Origin of the sequence: Mycobacterium sp. BK086, assembly GCA_004362315.1 — a bacterium.
GTDB lineage: Bacteria > Actinomycetota > Actinomycetes > Mycobacteriales > Mycobacteriaceae > Mycobacterium.
This window is the reverse complement of record SNWL01000010.1, coordinates 308,878-324,789: the sequence shown is the minus strand read 5'-3', so window position 1 is coordinate 324,789 and position 15,912 is coordinate 308,878. Positions and strand designations below refer to the sequence as shown.

The following is a 15,912-nucleotide window of genomic DNA, read 5'->3' as shown; positions in this document are numbered from 1 at the left end:
TTAGAGTCCGACTCTAACGGATATCTCACCGTTTCTCAACGAGCCAAAGTGCATCGTCGGGTCCACAGAGAAAGTGGGGAACGAATGTTCAAGCAAGTCTGCTTTTTTCGTAAGCGCCCGGACATGTCCATGCAGGAGTTCATGAACTACTACGAGCATCAGCACTCTCGCTTGTCTGAGCGAGCGGGACGCACGCCCTCGATTCCGAACGCTGTGCGGTATGTGCGGCGCTATCTCACGCCGGAGCGCAATCCGGTGACCGGCGAGGTCATCGACCCCGGCTTTGACTGCCTGATGGAGATTTGGTGGAACAGCCGTGAGGATTTCGAGGCATCGCAACGCGTGATCGGCTCACCGGATCGGTTGCCGTCGATCAAGGAGGACGAGGAGTATCTGTTCGCCTCGCACAGCAATCCGGTGTGCTCGGTGCTCGAGTTCGATTCGCCGATGGGGCCAGGCGGTGAGCCGACGAGCGTGCACGTCGTGCATGGCGGCGACGATGCCGGTGTCACTGGTTGAGTCGGTGTGAGCGCGCACGCACGACCACAGGGTGACGGCTGCGCATCCGGCTCGACCACCGAGGCGCCATCCGGCTTTCGAGGCCGGTCAATTAGGTCAGCGTCGGGGAAGTTTGAGGATCTGGGTCGCGATGATATTGCGCTGAATCTCGGAGGTTCCGCCGGCGATCGTGCCGGAGAAGCTGCGGGCGTAGCGTTCAAACCAGCTGGCGAAGTAGCTGTCATGGTTCATGTGCGCGTAGCGGCCCGACGTGGAGGGGTGAATCAGCCCCTCCGTCCCGGCAGCTGTCAGCGCCACGTCGGTCGCACGCAGTTCGGCTTCAGCTCCGAACAGTTTGAGAATGGCCACCGACGCCGCGTCCGGTGCTCCTCGGGCGGCGCGTGATAATGCGGTGGAACCCATTGCGTGGAGCGCGTAATGGTCCATCACTATCGACGCATATTGATCGCGTTCCAACTCGGTCCGGGGCCGGAAATCGGCGAGTGCATTGTCGATTCGGTCGGCGAAGCCAAGCCACATCATGGTCCGTTCGTGGCCCAGAGATCCGTTGATGACGCTCCATCCATCGTTGAGGGCGCCGACGAGGTTCTCGGCAGGTACAGCCACGTCGGTGAAGAAGACTTCGTTGAAGTCCTTGTTGTCTTCGCCGCACAGATCGGCGAACGGTCGACACTGGACACCGTCGAGGTTGGTTGGGACGATCAACGCGCTGATGCCGTGGTGCTTGGGCGCCGCTGCGTCGGTACGGACGAAGGCCAGGAGGAAGTCCGCGTCGTGGGCGCCCGAGGTCCATAGTTTCTGCCCATTGACGATGAAGTGGTCGCCGTCGAGCACAGCGCGTGTGCGCAGTGATGCCAGATCTGATCCTGCGCTAGGTTCGCTCATGCCGACCGAGGCCGTCATCTCGGCACGTAACACCGGAATTGCCCACTGGGCCTTCTGGTAGTCAGAGCCGAATGAAATCAATGACGCAGCAACGATGTTGACGCCTTGAGGGTTCAGGCTGTGATAGATTCGCCTGCGGCAGAGTTCCTGGAGGTAGACGAAGTGCTGCAGCACGGTCGCGTTGCGGCCGCCGAACTCTGATGGTTGCGCCGGCAGCAGCCATCCGTTGTCGAAAAGTACGCGCTGCCAATTCCTGGCCCACTGCGGCATGTGGGATGCCGAGCGTGACCGCTCGAACGTCTGGGCCTGCGCGGGGGCGTGCTCGTCGAGGAACGAAGTGAATTCAGCACGGAACCGCTCGACGTCGGCATCGAAGTGCAACTGCATCATTTTCTCCCTCGGCGGTCACCTCTGGTGATCAACCTCATGACTTTGGCGGCCAGTTGCCCCTCGTTCGCCACCGACTAGTCGCACGCGGTGAGTACGCCGATGCGCCCGGCGTCGGCTTCGCGCCGCAGCACCGTGGTGGTCAACTCGAATTTCACCCCGGGGATCGTTTCGTTGACGAAGGGGTCACCGGTCCACCAGGTGATGCGGCACACTCGTTGCGCGATACGCCACCCGTGGCCTGTGCGCACCCAGGCGTCGTCGTACCAGCCGGTGCCATCCCATAGCGGGTTGCCGTCCACAGCTTTACGGACGAGGCGCCAGCCGCCGTTGCAGAAGCTGTGCGCACGATCTCCGTCGACGTGAACCACGTGAGTGGACATGGTGTGTTGGGTCGAGTCGAACGGGTCGTGAAACGCAGCAAAATCAGACTTGAACTGGTCGAGATCCGTCCAGTGAGACGACGCGCCGTAGTCGGCGTGAACGTCGGCGGAAAAGATGCGGTCGAACAGCTCCCAGCGCTGGCTGTCCACGGCAATCCCGTACAGATTGACCAACCCGGTGATGGCGACAACATCGCCAGTCGTATTCGCCATGGCCCTCCCCAACGCATCGGTAGCAGCAACGCACAAAGTAAAACAAATGTTTGACTTATTTCAAGGGTCGAGGTTGACTGCCTTGTCATGACGTCAGCTACCACGACGGCGCGGTCGCCACGCGCGGAGGACACCCGCGCTGCGCTGATAGCCGCGGCCGAACGGCTCTTCGCTGAAAATGGCGTTGCAGCGGTGACGCACCGGCAAATCACTAAGGCCGCCAATCAGGGCAATACCGCCGCGGTGGTGTACCACTTCGGCACTAAGGAAGATCTCGTTCGCGCCATCGAGCAGCGTCACGCCGACCCGATCGAGGAGCTGCGGCGCCGCAAGCTCGATGCCTGTCAGCCGGCGACGCTGCGCCAGTGGGTGACATGCCTGGCGGAACCGGTCACAGAGCATCTCGCAGCTGAGGGCAGCCCGAGCTGGTACGCGCGCTTCGCCGCCCAGGTCATGATGGATCCGACCTATCAGCGCATCGTCACCAAGAACGCGATGGAGTCGCCAACAATCCTTCGGATCACGGACGGCATCGCCTGTTGCGTGCAGGAGCTACCCGACTACGTCCGGACACAGCGGACCATCATGATGCGGACAATGCTGGTGCATACCAGCGCCGAGTTTGAGCGCAATCTCGCCGAACAAAAAGCAGGCTGCCACAGCTGGGAACAGGCCAGCAAAGGCTTGATCGATGGGGTCGTCGGACTGTGGCAGGCGCCGGTGACATGACCGGACAGACTTCGACCACACCGGACACCACTGGTTGCCATCGCAGCGCGGAAATCGCTTATGGCAACTGACAAGCTCCGGGGCCAATCCACCGTGCCTAACCGGGGGCCATCGGCCATCGCTGCGGCTGTCGAGCTACCACCGCGGTCGACGGTGCCGGCACGGCTGCACGCTTGGCCCTTCGGAGACGCGGTGCGTCGGTGGCGATGATCAATTAATTGTGGGGGAGCTGGCAATGGCGCTAGCAGTCGTTCGGCATGGCGGGAGACGACGGTGTGAAACCGGATCCGCAGATGACGAGGCACACTTGCCTTTTCGCGGCCTAAGGCGTGCGGCGACGCTGTGCGCGGTGGCGACCCTGATCCTCGCTAGTTGCCCACCCGCGGGGGCGGAACCGCCGCCGGGGTTCGATGACACACTCGACGTCTGGCCGACCGCGGTGCAGCCGGCGAGCTGCCGATCCGAAGACCGCGTCGAGACCGGGTTGCAAGGCGAGGTCACCGTAGAGGACCGCGTTTCCGGGCGCAGCGCGCAAGGATATAACTGCAATATCGACCTGGTCGGTCAATACCAAGGTCAGGGTGCCGGTTTCGTGAGCGCATCCTATAGAAGCTGCGCCTACATCGCCCCTACCTGGCCGCACACCACGGGCCTACAAGTCATCGATGCGTCAGATCCGGCGAATCCCAAGCTCACCGACACCCTGACCGAACCCGCCATGATGGCCGGAACCTGGGAGTCGCTGAAGGTCAACGACACTCGGGGCCTGCTCGCAGGCACCGGCGTCCCCTTCGTGTTGGGTCTGGGATACTTCTCGATCTACGACATCTCCCAAGACTGCGCACACCCACGGTTACTCAATCTCGGCCGAGGATCGATACCCGGGATGCGCATCCCCATGCTCACCCACGAAGGCGCATTCTCACCCGACGGCAACACCTACTGGGCGTCAGGACAAATGTGGGTCAGCGCCCTTGACGTCTCCGATCCCACTGACCCGCACACGGTGTGGAGCGCGCCAGCCGGACTGGCAAACCACGGCATGGACTTCACCCCCGACGGCGACACCATGTACATGTCAACGGCGTTCGGACTGAACGTCCTTGATACCACAGCCGTTCAACAACGTGCTGCCCCCGACTTCACGATGCATCAGCTGCTGCCGCTGCGGGGGGACAAGCACTGGCTCGACGGTCAAGGGCAACAACACAGCATCTACACCACCTATCGCGGCGTGCCTTACATCTTCCAGGTCGGCGAAATGGGCTCCGGTGGGGTGAAGCTCTTCGACGCCTCCGACCCCGCCAACCTGCGACTCGTCAACGTCATCAAACTCGCCATCGACCTACCGGGCCACACTGACCGCTGGGCCAGCAGCGCCTCCAGCACAGGGTTTTTCGCCTACGACCCGCACTACTGCTCAGTCGACCGCCGCGTCGAGCCCCAAGCGCTCGCGTGCGGATGGACCCAAGCAGGCGTGCGAGTCTTCGACGTCCGGGACCCCAACAACATCCACGAAATCGCCTACTACAACCCTCCAGCACAGGCCGACAAGAAACCAGAGCTGACCAACTCGACACACGCGACCTTCGAAAACGTTGGTTCGCTTCCCCTCGGAGGGACCTTCGCGGTCGCGCGCGCCATCCTCAACGACCAAGCACAAGCAAGTGATCTGACCCGCAACGGTCGCTTCGTCGCAGACCTCACCGCCGACTGGTGCATGTCACCACCGGAATTCCGAGGAAACCTGCTGTTCGTCACCTGTTCCGACAACGGCTTCATGACCTTGCGACTGGACCCGTCGGTGTACCCACCCCGATGAAAGCACCGACCAGTCGACGCGCCGTCCAATTGCTTGTGGCGGCGACAATCGGCGCGGTCCTGACCGCGGCGGTGTTCAGCTTCGTGTTCAACGATCGCCAACCCAGGCAACCATCATTATCGGAAACCGATATCGGCTTCGCCCAAGACATGATCGTCCACCATCAACAAGCCGCCATCATGGCAGATATGCTCACACTCGACACCGCACCGGAAGTACGTGCCTTGGCCGACCAGATCCGGCTCACCCAAATCCGAGAGATCGGCATCATGATGGGCTGGCTACAAATCGTCGGGGCACCAATGACCTCTTCGTCACCGACGAAATGGATGGGTGGTGTCGCGCACAACCAACACCCAGCTCGGGGCGCCATGATGGGTATGGCCTCGCAAGACGACCTCACCCGACTGCAGCGCGTTACTGGCCGCGACAACGAAATCCTATTCCTGCAGTTGATGATTCGGCACCACCAAGGCGGCATCGACATGGCTGCCTACGCCTACAAGCACACACTGATTGACACCGTGCGGAAAACCGCCGCCGCCATGGTCGAGGAACAAACACAAGAAGTCGGATTGATGACCATCCTGCTTGAACAACGCAGCGTCCCAACGCTGCCATATCCCTGACCCACCATTGCACGCGACGCATACCACGGGCCTGATTTCTTCAATGCCGTCACCGCCCGGGTCGCCGCCCGGGTCGCAGCCTTAGCGGGACAAGAGGCGGATAAGTGACGTGTCCGGTCTCAATGATGTTGTCATCTCCGAAACGGCGACGAATCGATCGCCTATCCGGGTTAAGACAAACGGTTTGATGGCACGCCACCGCTCGGCCTGGTTGCATCCGGTCGACGCCGACGCGAGGCATCTTTATCGGGTAGTTGTCCGACTTCGCGGTCTACACAATTACTTCCAGCCTTCGGTTCTTAGGCTTGGACGATCTGCATTAGGAGGTGCGCGCGCCATCAATGACGCCGAGCGGCAAAGAGTTCGATGACGGCCTAGAGTGCCAGCGGCCATGTTCGAGGTCGTGACATGCACGAGTCAGCACAAGGGTCAAGGCGCACAGCAGCACTGTTGCGGCCAGCCTGAAGGCACGTCGCGGCTTGCTGCCGATGCCGACACTCAACAAGGTGCAGGGACCGTCCGAATCGAAGTGGTAGTCCTCGACCCAGGCGTGAAACTCCGGAGCGCTTGCATGCGCCGTCGACCCGGAACGCGAACCTCGTGCCTTCAGCCCACGCGAGCAACGCCTCGTTTTTGCCTGCGTCGTCTGGCCGAGATGGCACGCCACATCATCGAAGGACGAAGCAGCCGAATCGGTGTGTCGACAAGCCAGGCCACCTTGACGAACTACTCCAATGCCGCGGTGTCATGTTCGGCAGCAGTCAGTAATCGGTCCATGTACCCGCTGAGCAACCCTCGTCGATAGCGGTGCCGTGCCCTCCGATCTCGGGCAGGCGCGCGTTGTCGTAGGGGCGCCAACGGCGCGACGGGAACCGATGCTGCGCTGTGTCCGCAAGAGGGTCAGCGGCCCCAATGGTCGCCAAGTGTGTTCGGACGCACATTGTTCGGCGACGGTACACATCGCGGAACATCCGATAGGTGGATCGATGCCGGCCATTCTGAAGACGGCGAACATCGCATTGTCATGCTCGCATCTGGGAATCGCCATCCCGGCCGGCCGGGCACCGGTGCCACGAGGTACGTAGCCGCCCGTATCGGGGTCTTCTGTTGCGGCGGGAACTTCGTCGTCCGGTACGTGCTCTTGCTGCACCGATAGACATCGAATATTTCGTGTACGCGAAGCACGGAATCCTCGGACAGCAAATATGCTTGGGTCATTTGAGGGTGGCTGACGGGTACTTCCACTATCCTCTGTTGATGAAGCAACAAGGTGATTGAGCGACCGATGGCGACAACGAACACGTCCGCCCAGAAGACCGCAGACGATTGCGTACTGCTGGACTTCGCACCGGTCGATAGCACCTTTGCAGTTGCCCTTCGCACCGAGCCGCTGCGCACGATCCTGCTGGTGTCGGCCGATGCCGTGGTAGCCACCGCCGCGGTGATCCTCGGCGTCCGGTGGGCCTACCGAGTCCAAGCCAATACGGCGCCAGTCTGGATAGTGGCGTTGTTCGTGCCGCTTATGATCGTGATTCTGGCCCTGCGGTCGGGGTATCGCCACGGTCTAGACCGCAGGTTCGTCAACGAAATCGGTCCGGTGACCACGGCGGTGTCGCTGGCGGCGATCTTCACGCTCACCGCCATGTTTCTCGCCGCAGTGCCCGGTCAGCCGAGCCTGCTGGTCTCCAAGGTATGGATGTGCGCAACAGCAATGATGCTGACGCTGCGGTCGATCGGAGCGATCGCCCAACGCCGCCTGCGTCAAAAGCGTCGTCTGCTGGCCCCAACACTAATCATCGGAAACGGGCGTGTTGCACACCAAATCGTCGACCGCCTCACGAAGTCCCCAGACTATGGACTCGCACCGGTCGGCCTGTTGTCGGTAGACCGACCGTGGAACGGATCCGACGGCCTGTCCGCCCTCGACGTCCCGAGACTCGGCTCACCAGACTCCATTGAAGAAGCGATCCACAACACCGGTGCTGAGGCGGTCATCATCGCCTTTTCACGGGTGCCCGACGAGCTCCTAACGCCCATCATTCGCGTCGCCCATCACCATGATTTGCGGGTGTGGGTGGTTCCTCGGATGTTCGATGTAGTCGGGGAGCGAGCACGCGTCGATCATGTGGGCGGTCTGCCGCTGCTCGCGATTCCCCATACCAATCCCCGTGGTGGGGACTTCGCCGTCAAACACCTTGGTGATCGAGTACTGGCTAGCGTTGGGCTGCTCGTCATTTCGCCGCTGTTCCTGGCTCTCATGATGGTGGTCAAGGTTAGTTCGCCGGGGCCCGTATTCCTCCGCCAACAGCGGGTTGGGCGGGATGCGCAGATTTTTGAGCGCCTGAAATTTCGGACCATGCAGACCGCAGATGCCGCCGAAACCTTCGCTCCCGATCGTGGCAGCGCGCCGACAGGTGTCGAGGGACCGCGCCAGCGAACAATGGTCGGCAAGATCCTTCGAGCTACGGCACTGGATGAATTGCCACAACTCATCAACGTGATCAAGGGCCAGATGAGCCTGGTGGGCCCGCAGCCAGAGCGGCCTGAGTTCGTCGATCTGTTCGAAATACAGATCCAGCGCTACGGCGAACGCCACCGGGTCAAGGCCGGACTGACCGGATGGGCACAGGTCCATGGGCTGCGAGGCGAAACTTCCATCGCCGACCGCGCCGAGTGGGACAACTACTACGTCGAGAACTGGTCCCTTGGATTGGATTTCAAGATCCTGGCGCTGACGGTCTTAACCGTGCTTCGCAGCGCGACCCCCTCCCGCCTTAGGGCCGCCGTACACCGATAATGAAATATTGGCGCGGACGCCGCGACCATGTGGGGTTACTGACCTCAAGGTGCGTCGGGGGCGCTCTATTGCAAATTGGAGTCTGGACCCATGGACAAGTTGGATCCGCTGGCAGCGGCGATGATTACCGTGGAGCCGCTGAGCCACCCGCAGCACACGGCCGCCGTGCTGATCCTGTCGCCCCCCGAGGATGCGGGGCCAGGGTACGTCGACGAACTGTATCGGGAGACGCTCGCCGCAACGGACCCAATCGACCCGCGGCTTCGCCGATATCCCCATCGCGGCTTGGGCACCGGGGGCATCTGGGTCTGGCGTGATGCTGACAACCTCGACATCAGCCAGCATGTCCAGCGCAGGACACTGCCGCCTGGCACCGGCCGAGACGAATTCTGGCGGCTGATTGGTGAGCTGTACCCCGAGCGCCTCGACCCCTCTCGCCCGATGTGGATGTGTTACCTGATCGATGGTCTCGACAATGGCCGCTTCGCCTTCTACGTGAAGGTGCACCACTCCGTCATGGATGGCGTCGCCGGTTTCCAGATGATCACCGACGCGCTGAGCGCCGACCCGACACGCCGGTCTATGCCGCCGCTTCATACAGCCCAGCACGACGAACCCACCGCGCGGGTCACGTCGGCGCACGGGAGGTTACCGAATCCGTTCACGATGCTGCGATCGCTGGTGCGTGCCGCGACGTCGAGCGCCGCGCTGGTCGAGAAAGTTGTCACCGGCGAGGTATCCAACCTGCTTGCCGGCATGACGACAGACACGACCATTCCGCCTATGGGCGCTCCTTACACCCCGTTCAATGGCCGACTCGGCCACGAGCGCACCGTCGCGGCCGCCAGCTTGTCGAAGAACCGTATCCGCGCCGTGCAAGAGGAGGTAGCAGTGACCGGCAACGACGTCGTCGTCGCGGTGATCGCCGGGGTGTTGCGGAGCTGGCTGCTCGACCACGGGGAACTCCCCGAACGGTCGCTGGTGGCCATTTGCCCGATCACCCTGCGTGACCGTGACCGTGAGCACGGGCCGGACGACGGGCACGGCAACAAGTTTGGTCTCTGGCCGTGCACGCTGGGCACCGACCTGGAAGACCCCGCCGAACGGCTGGATCTGATCCACCGGTCGATGTCAGAAGGAAAGCAGCAGGTGGCCAGCCGCGGGTCGGGAGCATCGTTGTTGCTGCTCGTGCCGACCCAAGCCCTGACTGTGTTGTTACTGAAGGTGCGGTTTGCGCCGAAGGTGCGCCCCGGATACAACCTTCCGATCTCGAGTGTTCCGGGCCCACGGACCGAAATGTATTGGAACGGAGCGCATGTCGAGGAGATCTATCCGGTGGGGATGGTCTACGACAGCCTGACACTGAACGTGACGGTGTGCTCGTACGCCGACCGCATTAGTTTCAGTTATCTGACGGGCCCCGACGTGATGCCCGACATCGAGTCGGTGGTGCCGCTGACCGAGCGGTGCCTGGCCGAACTCGAAACAGCGGTGGGCGTGGTGCGCTGATGTAGGTCGGCCCACGATTACGTTGAGCGGCACGGGGGCGCGAGCGCGGGCCAGTTCCTCGGCGTAGACGAGCTGTTCGAGCACGGTCGCGCCGCGGCAGCCGTAGGCTTGTGGCCATGACGGGGCTGCCCACCTCGCGTCGGCCATGCTTGCATTCCATGTGCGTAACGACTCGAACGCGCCATCGTCGGCACCTAAGGGCGTGTCTGACAATTGGGTCTGCTGCACGATCAGGTGACAGTTTGACCTGACCCATAGTTTGGCGGCCGTCGATCGCGAAGACGGACCGCGGCAGCGCCGCACACAGATCGGGCTTGAGCGCTTCCGCCGCGCTCGAGATGCACCGGCCTAACAGATGTTTATCGGGGCGAGAGAAGTTCCAGCACCGGGCCATCGACTACCGGCGCGCCGCGGTCCTGCGGGCAATCACAATCTGGCTAACCCATTTGTCAGACACGCCCTAGTTCTCGGCCTGCTCGGCCAACCGCTCCAGCGGCCGAAGCGCGGTGACTAAAGTGTCCCGCTCCTCGTCGGTCAACTTCGACAGCAGGGCCGACAGATTCGCCCTCCGCACGGCCAGCGCCTCGCGGTTTTGCACCCGTCCTTGAGGGGTGACCTCGACGAGAACGGCGCGCAGGTCGGAGGGATCCCGCGAGCGCTTGACCAGACCCAGCTTCTCCAGGCGACGGATCGCCACGGTGGTGGTGGGGGTGCGCACCCGCTCGCATGCGGCAAGCTCGGTCATCCGGATCGGACCCCGGTCGAGCAGGGTCATCAGGATCGACACCTGCGCGAGCGTGAGGTCCGCGCCGGCGTTATTGGACTTGGTGTCGGCGCGACGCAAGACCGAAAACACCTTCACGAGCACCCGTTGCAGGTCATCAGACAGGTGGGTAACCTGCGATTCGACCTCAACCATAGTTCGCTAGTCTAACCTGTCGGTGCCCGTCGACCGCGGTATGCGCGGTTTTCGTACCTGCACTCAAACAACTTGTGACAGGAACGGCTGTAGCCGATTGGTTCGGCGGCGGGCAACCAGTGTCCGGTCCCAGTCTGATTGTTGGACGGCAAGGCAACTTCACCGACCACGCCGTCGCTCATCCAAACCCGGGTGTTCTCCACCGAGGCAGACAGTGTCGTCCACACTCGGCACTGGAACCGCCCAGAATCCATTTGATGGATATTTCACTGCGAAAAATGACAACTTCACTGAGACCGGACAACGACAAGAAGAAAAAGAATGTCCGGTCTCAGTGAAGTTGTCATCCGCGAGCTGCGAAAGTGCCAAGTTCACTGAGACGGCGTTGGTCTCATTCGTCTCAGTGAAGTTGTCATTTCCGTAATGGTGAGCGGTTGCAACGCGAGAAGGGCACCGATGCTGAGGGCGAAGTTGGTCATCGACCATGCCGCAAAGCTGGTCTGATGCAGCACTGCGGCGTGGCACTCTTGGAACGGTGAAGCTGAGGTTCTATGTGTTTCTTTGGCCGCGCCCCGGGATGGAGCAGGCGTTGATCGCCTATGAAGATGCGGTGCTGGAGCTAGTCGGTGAGCACGAGCGCATCAGCTTGACGCGTGGGTGTGATTCACGAACCTTCATCGCCAAAGGCCACGGAACACGGCTGCGACTTCGTGAGGCGGCATCGCCACAGTAAAATCTGCGCCCCAAAGTACGCATTGCTTGCCATACTGAGCGCGAGCGGCGAGACTGTAATGATGGCAGCAAAAAGCTCTTCGCATCAGACTACTGCAGCGAGAACGTCATCTGACGCCTCGCTGGGAGCATACCTGCGCCAGATCCGCGGCCTGTTGAACATGACGCTTCGTGATGTCGAGGCGGCGACCGATAAGTCGGTCAGCAACGGCTATCTGAGTCAGATTGAGTCGGGCAGCGTCGAAAAGCCTTCTCCCAGTGTGCTGTACCACTTGGCGAACGTGTACGACATCGATTATGCGGACTTGATGACGCGCGCGGGTCATCGAATACCCAAGAGCGCCAGCGAAGTCACCGTGGCGCCACAGACGGTCGCCGGCGTTCCGCTGCGCGCACTGCAGGAGCTTGACGAGCAAGATCAGGAGCTGCTCCGCGATTACCTCGAGTTCTTAAAATCACGGAAGAAGAACAGATCATGAGTGCACTCATGGTGCCGTCGCTACAGGACGTGCGCAAGTGTGCCCGGGGCGCGCTGAGTCTTGCAGGCGCCGCGGACACCCTACCCGTTCCTCTCGCGGACGTGGAAGCGGCGATCGGCCTGCATCCGGCCCAGGATCTATATCTTGCGGGCGACGATGTCCCGCCGCGTTACGCGGCGTTATTGCGGAAAATTCGGTCGGCGCCGTCACGGGTGTTGGGCGCGTTGGGCTTTGGCCACGACGTCATTTATCTGGACCCCGAACTGCCGCATCACCGGCGTCGCTTCACCCACGGGCATGAACTGGGGCACAAGGCAATGCCTTGGCATCAGGGAGCGTATTACCTAGACGACGATGCGACACTGGATCCCCGCAGCCGTGCCGAGCTGGAGCGGGAGGCCAACGCATTCGCTGCGGAATTGCTATTCGGGGTGGATCGCTTCACCCAGATGACCGATAGCCGTGCGGTGTCTCTCGCGGTGCCGCTGGAGTTGAGTACGCGGTTCGCCACCTCGGGCCATGCGGCGATGCGGCACTATGTCGCGCACGCGTCGCGGCCTGTCGCACTGCTGGTGTTGGGAAAGATAACGAAGTATCGGGGTGGCCGGCCAGGTCTAGAAGTGTTCGACACGCAGTGCGTGGAATCGGAGTCCTTCCGGGATCGCTACGGACAGGTGACGGATCTGTTCGGAGAGCATGTGACGCTGACCGACTACCGGTTTGCCGCGCACGCCGTGACCGCTCAGACCGGTCTGGATGAAACACAGACCGAGATCGCTCTCGACACCAAGCGGGGCGCAGTCACCTTCCTGGCTGAATGTGCCACGCTGCGATTGCATTTCGTGCTGCTGCGGCCCCGTCCTCGGCTCGCGCTGCACCGCCCGCATGTGCAGGTCCTGCACCGGCCCCGCTGATCGGACAACGGCCGGGCACGGGATGAGTCAGCGATAGGCAGGGTCGAGGTGGTCATGCCTGCGCGGCTGCGCCGCGTGCAGAGTGCGGCGGGCCGCGGTCGGCAGGGTGTGTGGGCAGCTCGGCGCGTGCACCGAGGGACGCAGGCTCACGCCGCGTTCAAAACTCAATCGCCAGTGGTTGTGGCGACCCGTGATCAGTGCCTGATCCGGGGACAGCTGGAACAGCGCGACGGTCAGCATCAGACCGGCCGCTGCGGACAGAAAGGGCAGTGCGGCATCACCGGAGTCGGGTGCGGGGCCGACGGGCCCTGTGGCGCAGGCGAAGGCCGGTGTTGCGGCCGCAGGAATCCGACAGGCTGGACAGTCGTCAGCTGTGGGTAGGTGGCGGTGCAACTCGGCGGTCCAGGATGAGGATGTGGTGGCGTGCAGGAGAACGGGTTCTCCCAGGGCGGCTGCGTGCGCCCGCACTCCGCGTTCGTTGGCGAGGACCAGGACAAGGTCTGGGCGCACCGCCGGAATCTGCGTGTCGAACCACGTCGGTACCGGTTCGGCGTGCAGGAAGTCGGCGAGCACGTCGGCTTTTGTCCGGGCCGGCGGACCCGGCAGCCCTCCAGGCCACCCGGCGTCCGCGGCGCTCATCGCCATACACCGGTTGGCGTTGGACAATTCGGCGTCGTCGCCGTCGATCACGCTCCACGACCCGGCGTGCCCGAATTCCCTTGTCCACCAGCCCAACGAGTGTGCGACGGCGCCAGCGCCGACGACAGCCACATCGCCTGCGTCGATCGGGCCGGTGATGCTGCTGGTACCGAGACCGTCAGTGCCCGAACCGATCGCCGCCGTCGCGACATCCTCGCCGCTCGCACTCCTGCGTTCGACGAGGTTGACTGCGCCCGGCAGGACGGGATGACCGTGACTGCGCTGGAACAGGCCTCCGGCGGCCATGCACGCTGCGGTGGCAGCCCCGAGGACGCCGGAGTCCGCATCGGTGGTGGGGATGGGGTGTGTCGTCAGGAGTCCGAGCCCACCGGCCCAGCCCAGCCACATGTCGAAATCCCCAGTCACATCGGCGCCGATTGCCGCCGATACCTGGCGCCGAGGTGGGTCGGTGATGTCATTGGTATCGATGCGCCTCCCGTTGACAACGACTCTGGCCGCAGGGTTGGCGGCCAGAACGGTCTGTCCGACGGCCTCTGCGATCGAGGTGGCGGTGGTGAGTGATGACGCGACCAGCGGCAGTGGCGGCACCTCGATACTGAAGTAGCGGTGGGTGCGCGCCATCATGTTGACCACTGCCAGCAGCGCGACTTGACCGGGGCGCGCGGCGGCGGCGGCACCGATGACGAGGACCACTTCGGCGCAAAGGGATTCGGCAATGCTGCCGTAGCTGACGGTTCGGGCGTCGCGCGCGAAGTAGAACTGCGTGATCTGCTCGGGAGTCATCAGTGGCCTCTCCCGGCGGAGGCCGCCACGGCCAGCGCTGCGGGGACCACCACCATGGTCTGGTCGTCGGTGATGCGCACCCAGCGCCGATCCTGGTACTGGTGCAGACCCGCGCCGCGGCCGGGCTCTATCGAGCCACTGCCATAGGACGCCACCACCAGGGAGAACATTCCCTCGAACGGCATCAGGACTAGCTGGTCATCGCCATCGGAATGGCGCGTGTCCCGGCCAGGGTGACTATGCACTTGAGCGACCACGCCGAGTCCGCAGCCGCGCGCGGCGCGGGAGGCGGCGGCAACCGCGCGCTCGTCGAGTAGGACGAAGTCGCGCCCGGTGCGTGCCGGCGGGCAAACTAGTGCGATTACCACCGTGGTGGTTTCGACGGTCCTGCCTAGCCAGAGCACCAGACCTTCGTGCTGGCCGTCGGGCCCGGAGCTCGCGCGCAGCGCAGCCAGGGTAGGGGAGAGCACTTGTTCGGCGACCAACAGCTTGCCGCGCGCCGGTGCGGTCGGCAGCGGGGTGCGCCGGTGCACCGGCATCACGAGACTGTTCCCGGACTGGCGGACAGGTGCACCGCGATCGAGGCCAGCATGTCGGCCAGGGTGTGCGCCTGGGTCACGCCGCCGATGGACTTCCAAGCGGTCAGATCCGTCCAGTCGGCGTGGGGGCCGCCGTGGGCGCCGTACGCCAGCCTGTTCCACGGGGCGCAGAGCACCAGCGCGCCGTGGAAGATCGAGCCGCTCAGTCCCGGCCGCGTTCCCGCCAGGGGAAAGGCCGCCGCGCTCACGGCACCGGCTGCGTCGCGACAGGTCCATGCCGGCGGCAGCACCGGGTAATCGTGCAATTCGGCGTAGAACACAATCGGCACGTGGGTTACTGGATGGGCCGTTCGGGCTTGCAGCACCGGACCCTCGACGCCACCGTCGATGTCGATCCGGACGTCCCACCCGTTACGAGCAGCCCACGCCGCTACGGCCGCCATCTCCGCGTCGATGACCGCCCGCGCGACGCGCGGGTCCGTCACCGTCATACCCCGCCCCCGACATCGATGAGTTCGAGCAGCTCACCATCGTGGACGTGGGCGTGGGCCAGCGTCGTCGTTCGATCCAGCACGTCGTCCTGGCGATTCTGAAAGGTGTGGTTTCCCTCGGCGTAGCCGAACGCCGTTGCGACCTCGCGGGCCGCTTCGCCAACGACGGTGGTGCTGTCGAAGACGAAGGTTCGTTCCTCCGGGTCGCGGGGCGCGAAGATGCGCAGTTCGAGCCAGTCGTGATGATCGTGCGCGTTGCCTCGATCGGCGCGGTCGTTGGCGATGGTCATGGGTCCTCCTCATCTCAGACGCGATCCGAAGGTGGATCGCGCTCTGCTTGAAAGCTACGCGCTGCTTGAAGAAAAAGCAAGCGGTGCTTGGAGATCAAGCAGCTGGTCTATCCGTGAGACAGATCTGACTGATATCGTGACGGTATTCGGTGAATTCGCCTGGTTTGATAAATATTCCGGGACAAGTGCGCCGCTTTCCGAAACAGCAATGACGTAGCTATCGAGTTGGAGG

The 15,912-nt window shown here is 63.0% G+C and carries 17 protein-coding genes and 1 pseudogene; 10 read left to right on the top strand and 8 right to left on the bottom strand.

Going from position 1 to position 15,912, the window contains the following annotated elements:
• Positions 1-84: 84 nt before the first annotated feature.
• Positions 85-519: an EthD domain-containing protein gene (locus EV580_RS33335; RefSeq protein ID WP_108055339.1), complete on the top strand. Its 435-nt coding sequence runs from the start codon at positions 85-87 to the stop codon at positions 517-519.
• A gap of 96 nt (positions 520-615) precedes the next feature.
• Here EV580_RS33335 and EV580_RS33330 read toward each other — a convergent pair whose 3' ends face one another.
• The gene (locus tag EV580_RS33330) at positions 616-1,791 is read right to left on the bottom strand and encodes an acyl-CoA dehydrogenase family protein (RefSeq protein WP_133697148.1); all 1,176 of its coding nucleotides are present in this window, start codon (positions 1,789-1,791) and stop codon (positions 616-618) included.
• Positions 1,792-1,868: 77 nt separating this feature from the next.
• The gene (locus tag EV580_RS33325; protein WP_108055340.1) at positions 1,869-2,387 is read right to left on the bottom strand and encodes a nuclear transport factor 2 family protein; all 519 of its coding nucleotides are present in this window, start codon (positions 2,385-2,387) and stop codon (positions 1,869-1,871) included.
• A gap of 87 nt (positions 2,388-2,474) precedes the next feature.
• Between EV580_RS33325 and EV580_RS33320 the strand changes: the two genes are divergently transcribed.
• The 5 genes from EV580_RS33320 to EV580_RS33300 all read left to right on the top strand — a co-directional run bounded on the left by EV580_RS33320 (position 2,475) and on the right by EV580_RS33300 (position 9,873).
• Positions 2,475-3,116, top strand: a complete 642-nt coding sequence (locus EV580_RS33320) for a TetR/AcrR family transcriptional regulator (protein ID WP_108055341.1) — start codon at positions 2,475-2,477, stop codon at positions 3,114-3,116.
• A 592-nt stretch (positions 3,117-3,708) separates the two neighbouring features.
• The gene (locus EV580_RS33315; protein ID WP_286171983.1) at positions 3,709-4,938 is read left to right on the top strand and encodes an LVIVD repeat-containing protein; all 1,230 of its coding nucleotides are present in this window, start codon (positions 3,709-3,711) and stop codon (positions 4,936-4,938) included.
• On the top strand, positions 4,935-5,567 hold the full coding sequence (locus EV580_RS33310; protein WP_108055343.1) for a DUF305 domain-containing protein: 633 nt from the start codon (positions 4,935-4,937) through the stop codon (positions 5,565-5,567). Before EV580_RS33315 ends, EV580_RS33310 begins: the two co-directional genes overlap by 4 nt.
• A 1,285-nt stretch (positions 5,568-6,852) precedes the next feature.
• A complete protein-coding gene (locus EV580_RS33305) occupies positions 6,853-8,364 on the top strand; it encodes a sugar transferase (RefSeq protein ID WP_133697146.1) in 1,512 nt (503 codons plus the stop codon).
• Between the two features lie 90 nt (positions 8,365-8,454).
• Positions 8,455-9,873 carry a wax ester/triacylglycerol synthase family O-acyltransferase gene (locus EV580_RS33300; protein WP_133697144.1) on the top strand — a complete coding sequence of 473 codons (1,419 nt, stop codon included), beginning with the start codon at positions 8,455-8,457 and terminating at the stop codon, positions 9,871-9,873.
• A 15-nt stretch (positions 9,874-9,888) separates the two neighbouring features.
• Here the strand turns inward: EV580_RS33300 and EV580_RS33295 are convergent.
• Positions 9,889-10,068: pseudogene (locus EV580_RS33295) on the bottom strand (acyl-CoA dehydrogenase family protein); the annotation flags it as partial.
• Positions 10,069-10,333: 265 nt separating this feature from the next.
• Positions 10,334-10,792 (bottom strand): MarR family winged helix-turn-helix transcriptional regulator, encoded by a 459-nt coding sequence (locus EV580_RS33290; RefSeq protein ID WP_133697143.1) that lies wholly within the window; start codon positions 10,790-10,792, stop codon positions 10,334-10,336.
• Between the two features lie 535 nt (positions 10,793-11,327).
• On the opposite strand from EV580_RS33290, the gene EV580_RS34015 reads away from it, so the two are divergent.
• From EV580_RS34015 to EV580_RS33280, 3 genes are all read left to right on the top strand, one after another.
• On the top strand, positions 11,328-11,525 hold the full coding sequence (locus EV580_RS34015; RefSeq protein ID WP_166655006.1) for a hypothetical protein: 198 nt from the start codon (positions 11,328-11,330) through the stop codon (positions 11,523-11,525).
• 61 nt (positions 11,526-11,586) lie between these two features.
• Entirely contained in the window at positions 11,587-12,003 is a 417-nt protein-coding gene (locus tag EV580_RS33285; protein ID WP_166655005.1) for a helix-turn-helix domain-containing protein, read from the top strand.
• Positions 12,000-12,917, top strand: coding sequence for an ImmA/IrrE family metallo-endopeptidase (locus tag EV580_RS33280; RefSeq protein ID WP_133697139.1), 918 nt, complete (start codon positions 12,000-12,002; stop codon positions 12,915-12,917). Before EV580_RS33285 ends, EV580_RS33280 begins: the two co-directional genes overlap by 4 nt.
• Before the next feature lie 27 nt (positions 12,918-12,944).
• On the opposite strand, the gene EV580_RS33275 is transcribed toward EV580_RS33280, so the two are convergent.
• From EV580_RS33275 to EV580_RS33260, 4 genes are read right to left on the bottom strand one after another with little or no spacing between them, the layout of a single operon-like run.
• The gene (locus EV580_RS33275) at positions 12,945-14,360 is read right to left on the bottom strand and encodes a hypothetical protein (RefSeq protein ID WP_133697138.1); all 1,416 of its coding nucleotides are present in this window, start codon (positions 14,358-14,360) and stop codon (positions 12,945-12,947) included.
• Positions 14,360-14,899, bottom strand: coding sequence for a Mov34/MPN/PAD-1 family protein (locus EV580_RS33270; RefSeq protein WP_133697199.1), 540 nt, complete (start codon positions 14,897-14,899; stop codon positions 14,360-14,362). Before EV580_RS33270 ends, EV580_RS33275 begins: the two co-directional genes overlap by 1 nt.
• Positions 14,899-15,390, bottom strand: coding sequence for a hypothetical protein (locus EV580_RS33265; protein ID WP_133697136.1), 492 nt, complete (start codon positions 15,388-15,390; stop codon positions 14,899-14,901). The genes EV580_RS33270 and EV580_RS33265 overlap by 1 nt, the downstream gene beginning before the upstream one ends.
• Complete coding sequence (locus tag EV580_RS33260) at positions 15,387-15,680, bottom strand: hypothetical protein (protein ID WP_133697134.1); 294 nt, start codon at positions 15,678-15,680, stop codon at positions 15,387-15,389. Before EV580_RS33260 ends, EV580_RS33265 begins: the two co-directional genes overlap by 4 nt.
• Before the next feature lie 31 nt (positions 15,681-15,711).
• Here EV580_RS33260 and EV580_RS33255 point away from each other — a divergent pair, with 31 nt between their 5' ends.
• Positions 15,712-15,897, top strand: coding sequence for a hypothetical protein (locus tag EV580_RS33255; protein ID WP_133697132.1), 186 nt, complete (start codon positions 15,712-15,714; stop codon positions 15,895-15,897).
• The last annotated feature ends 15 nt before the right edge of the window (positions 15,898-15,912 follow it).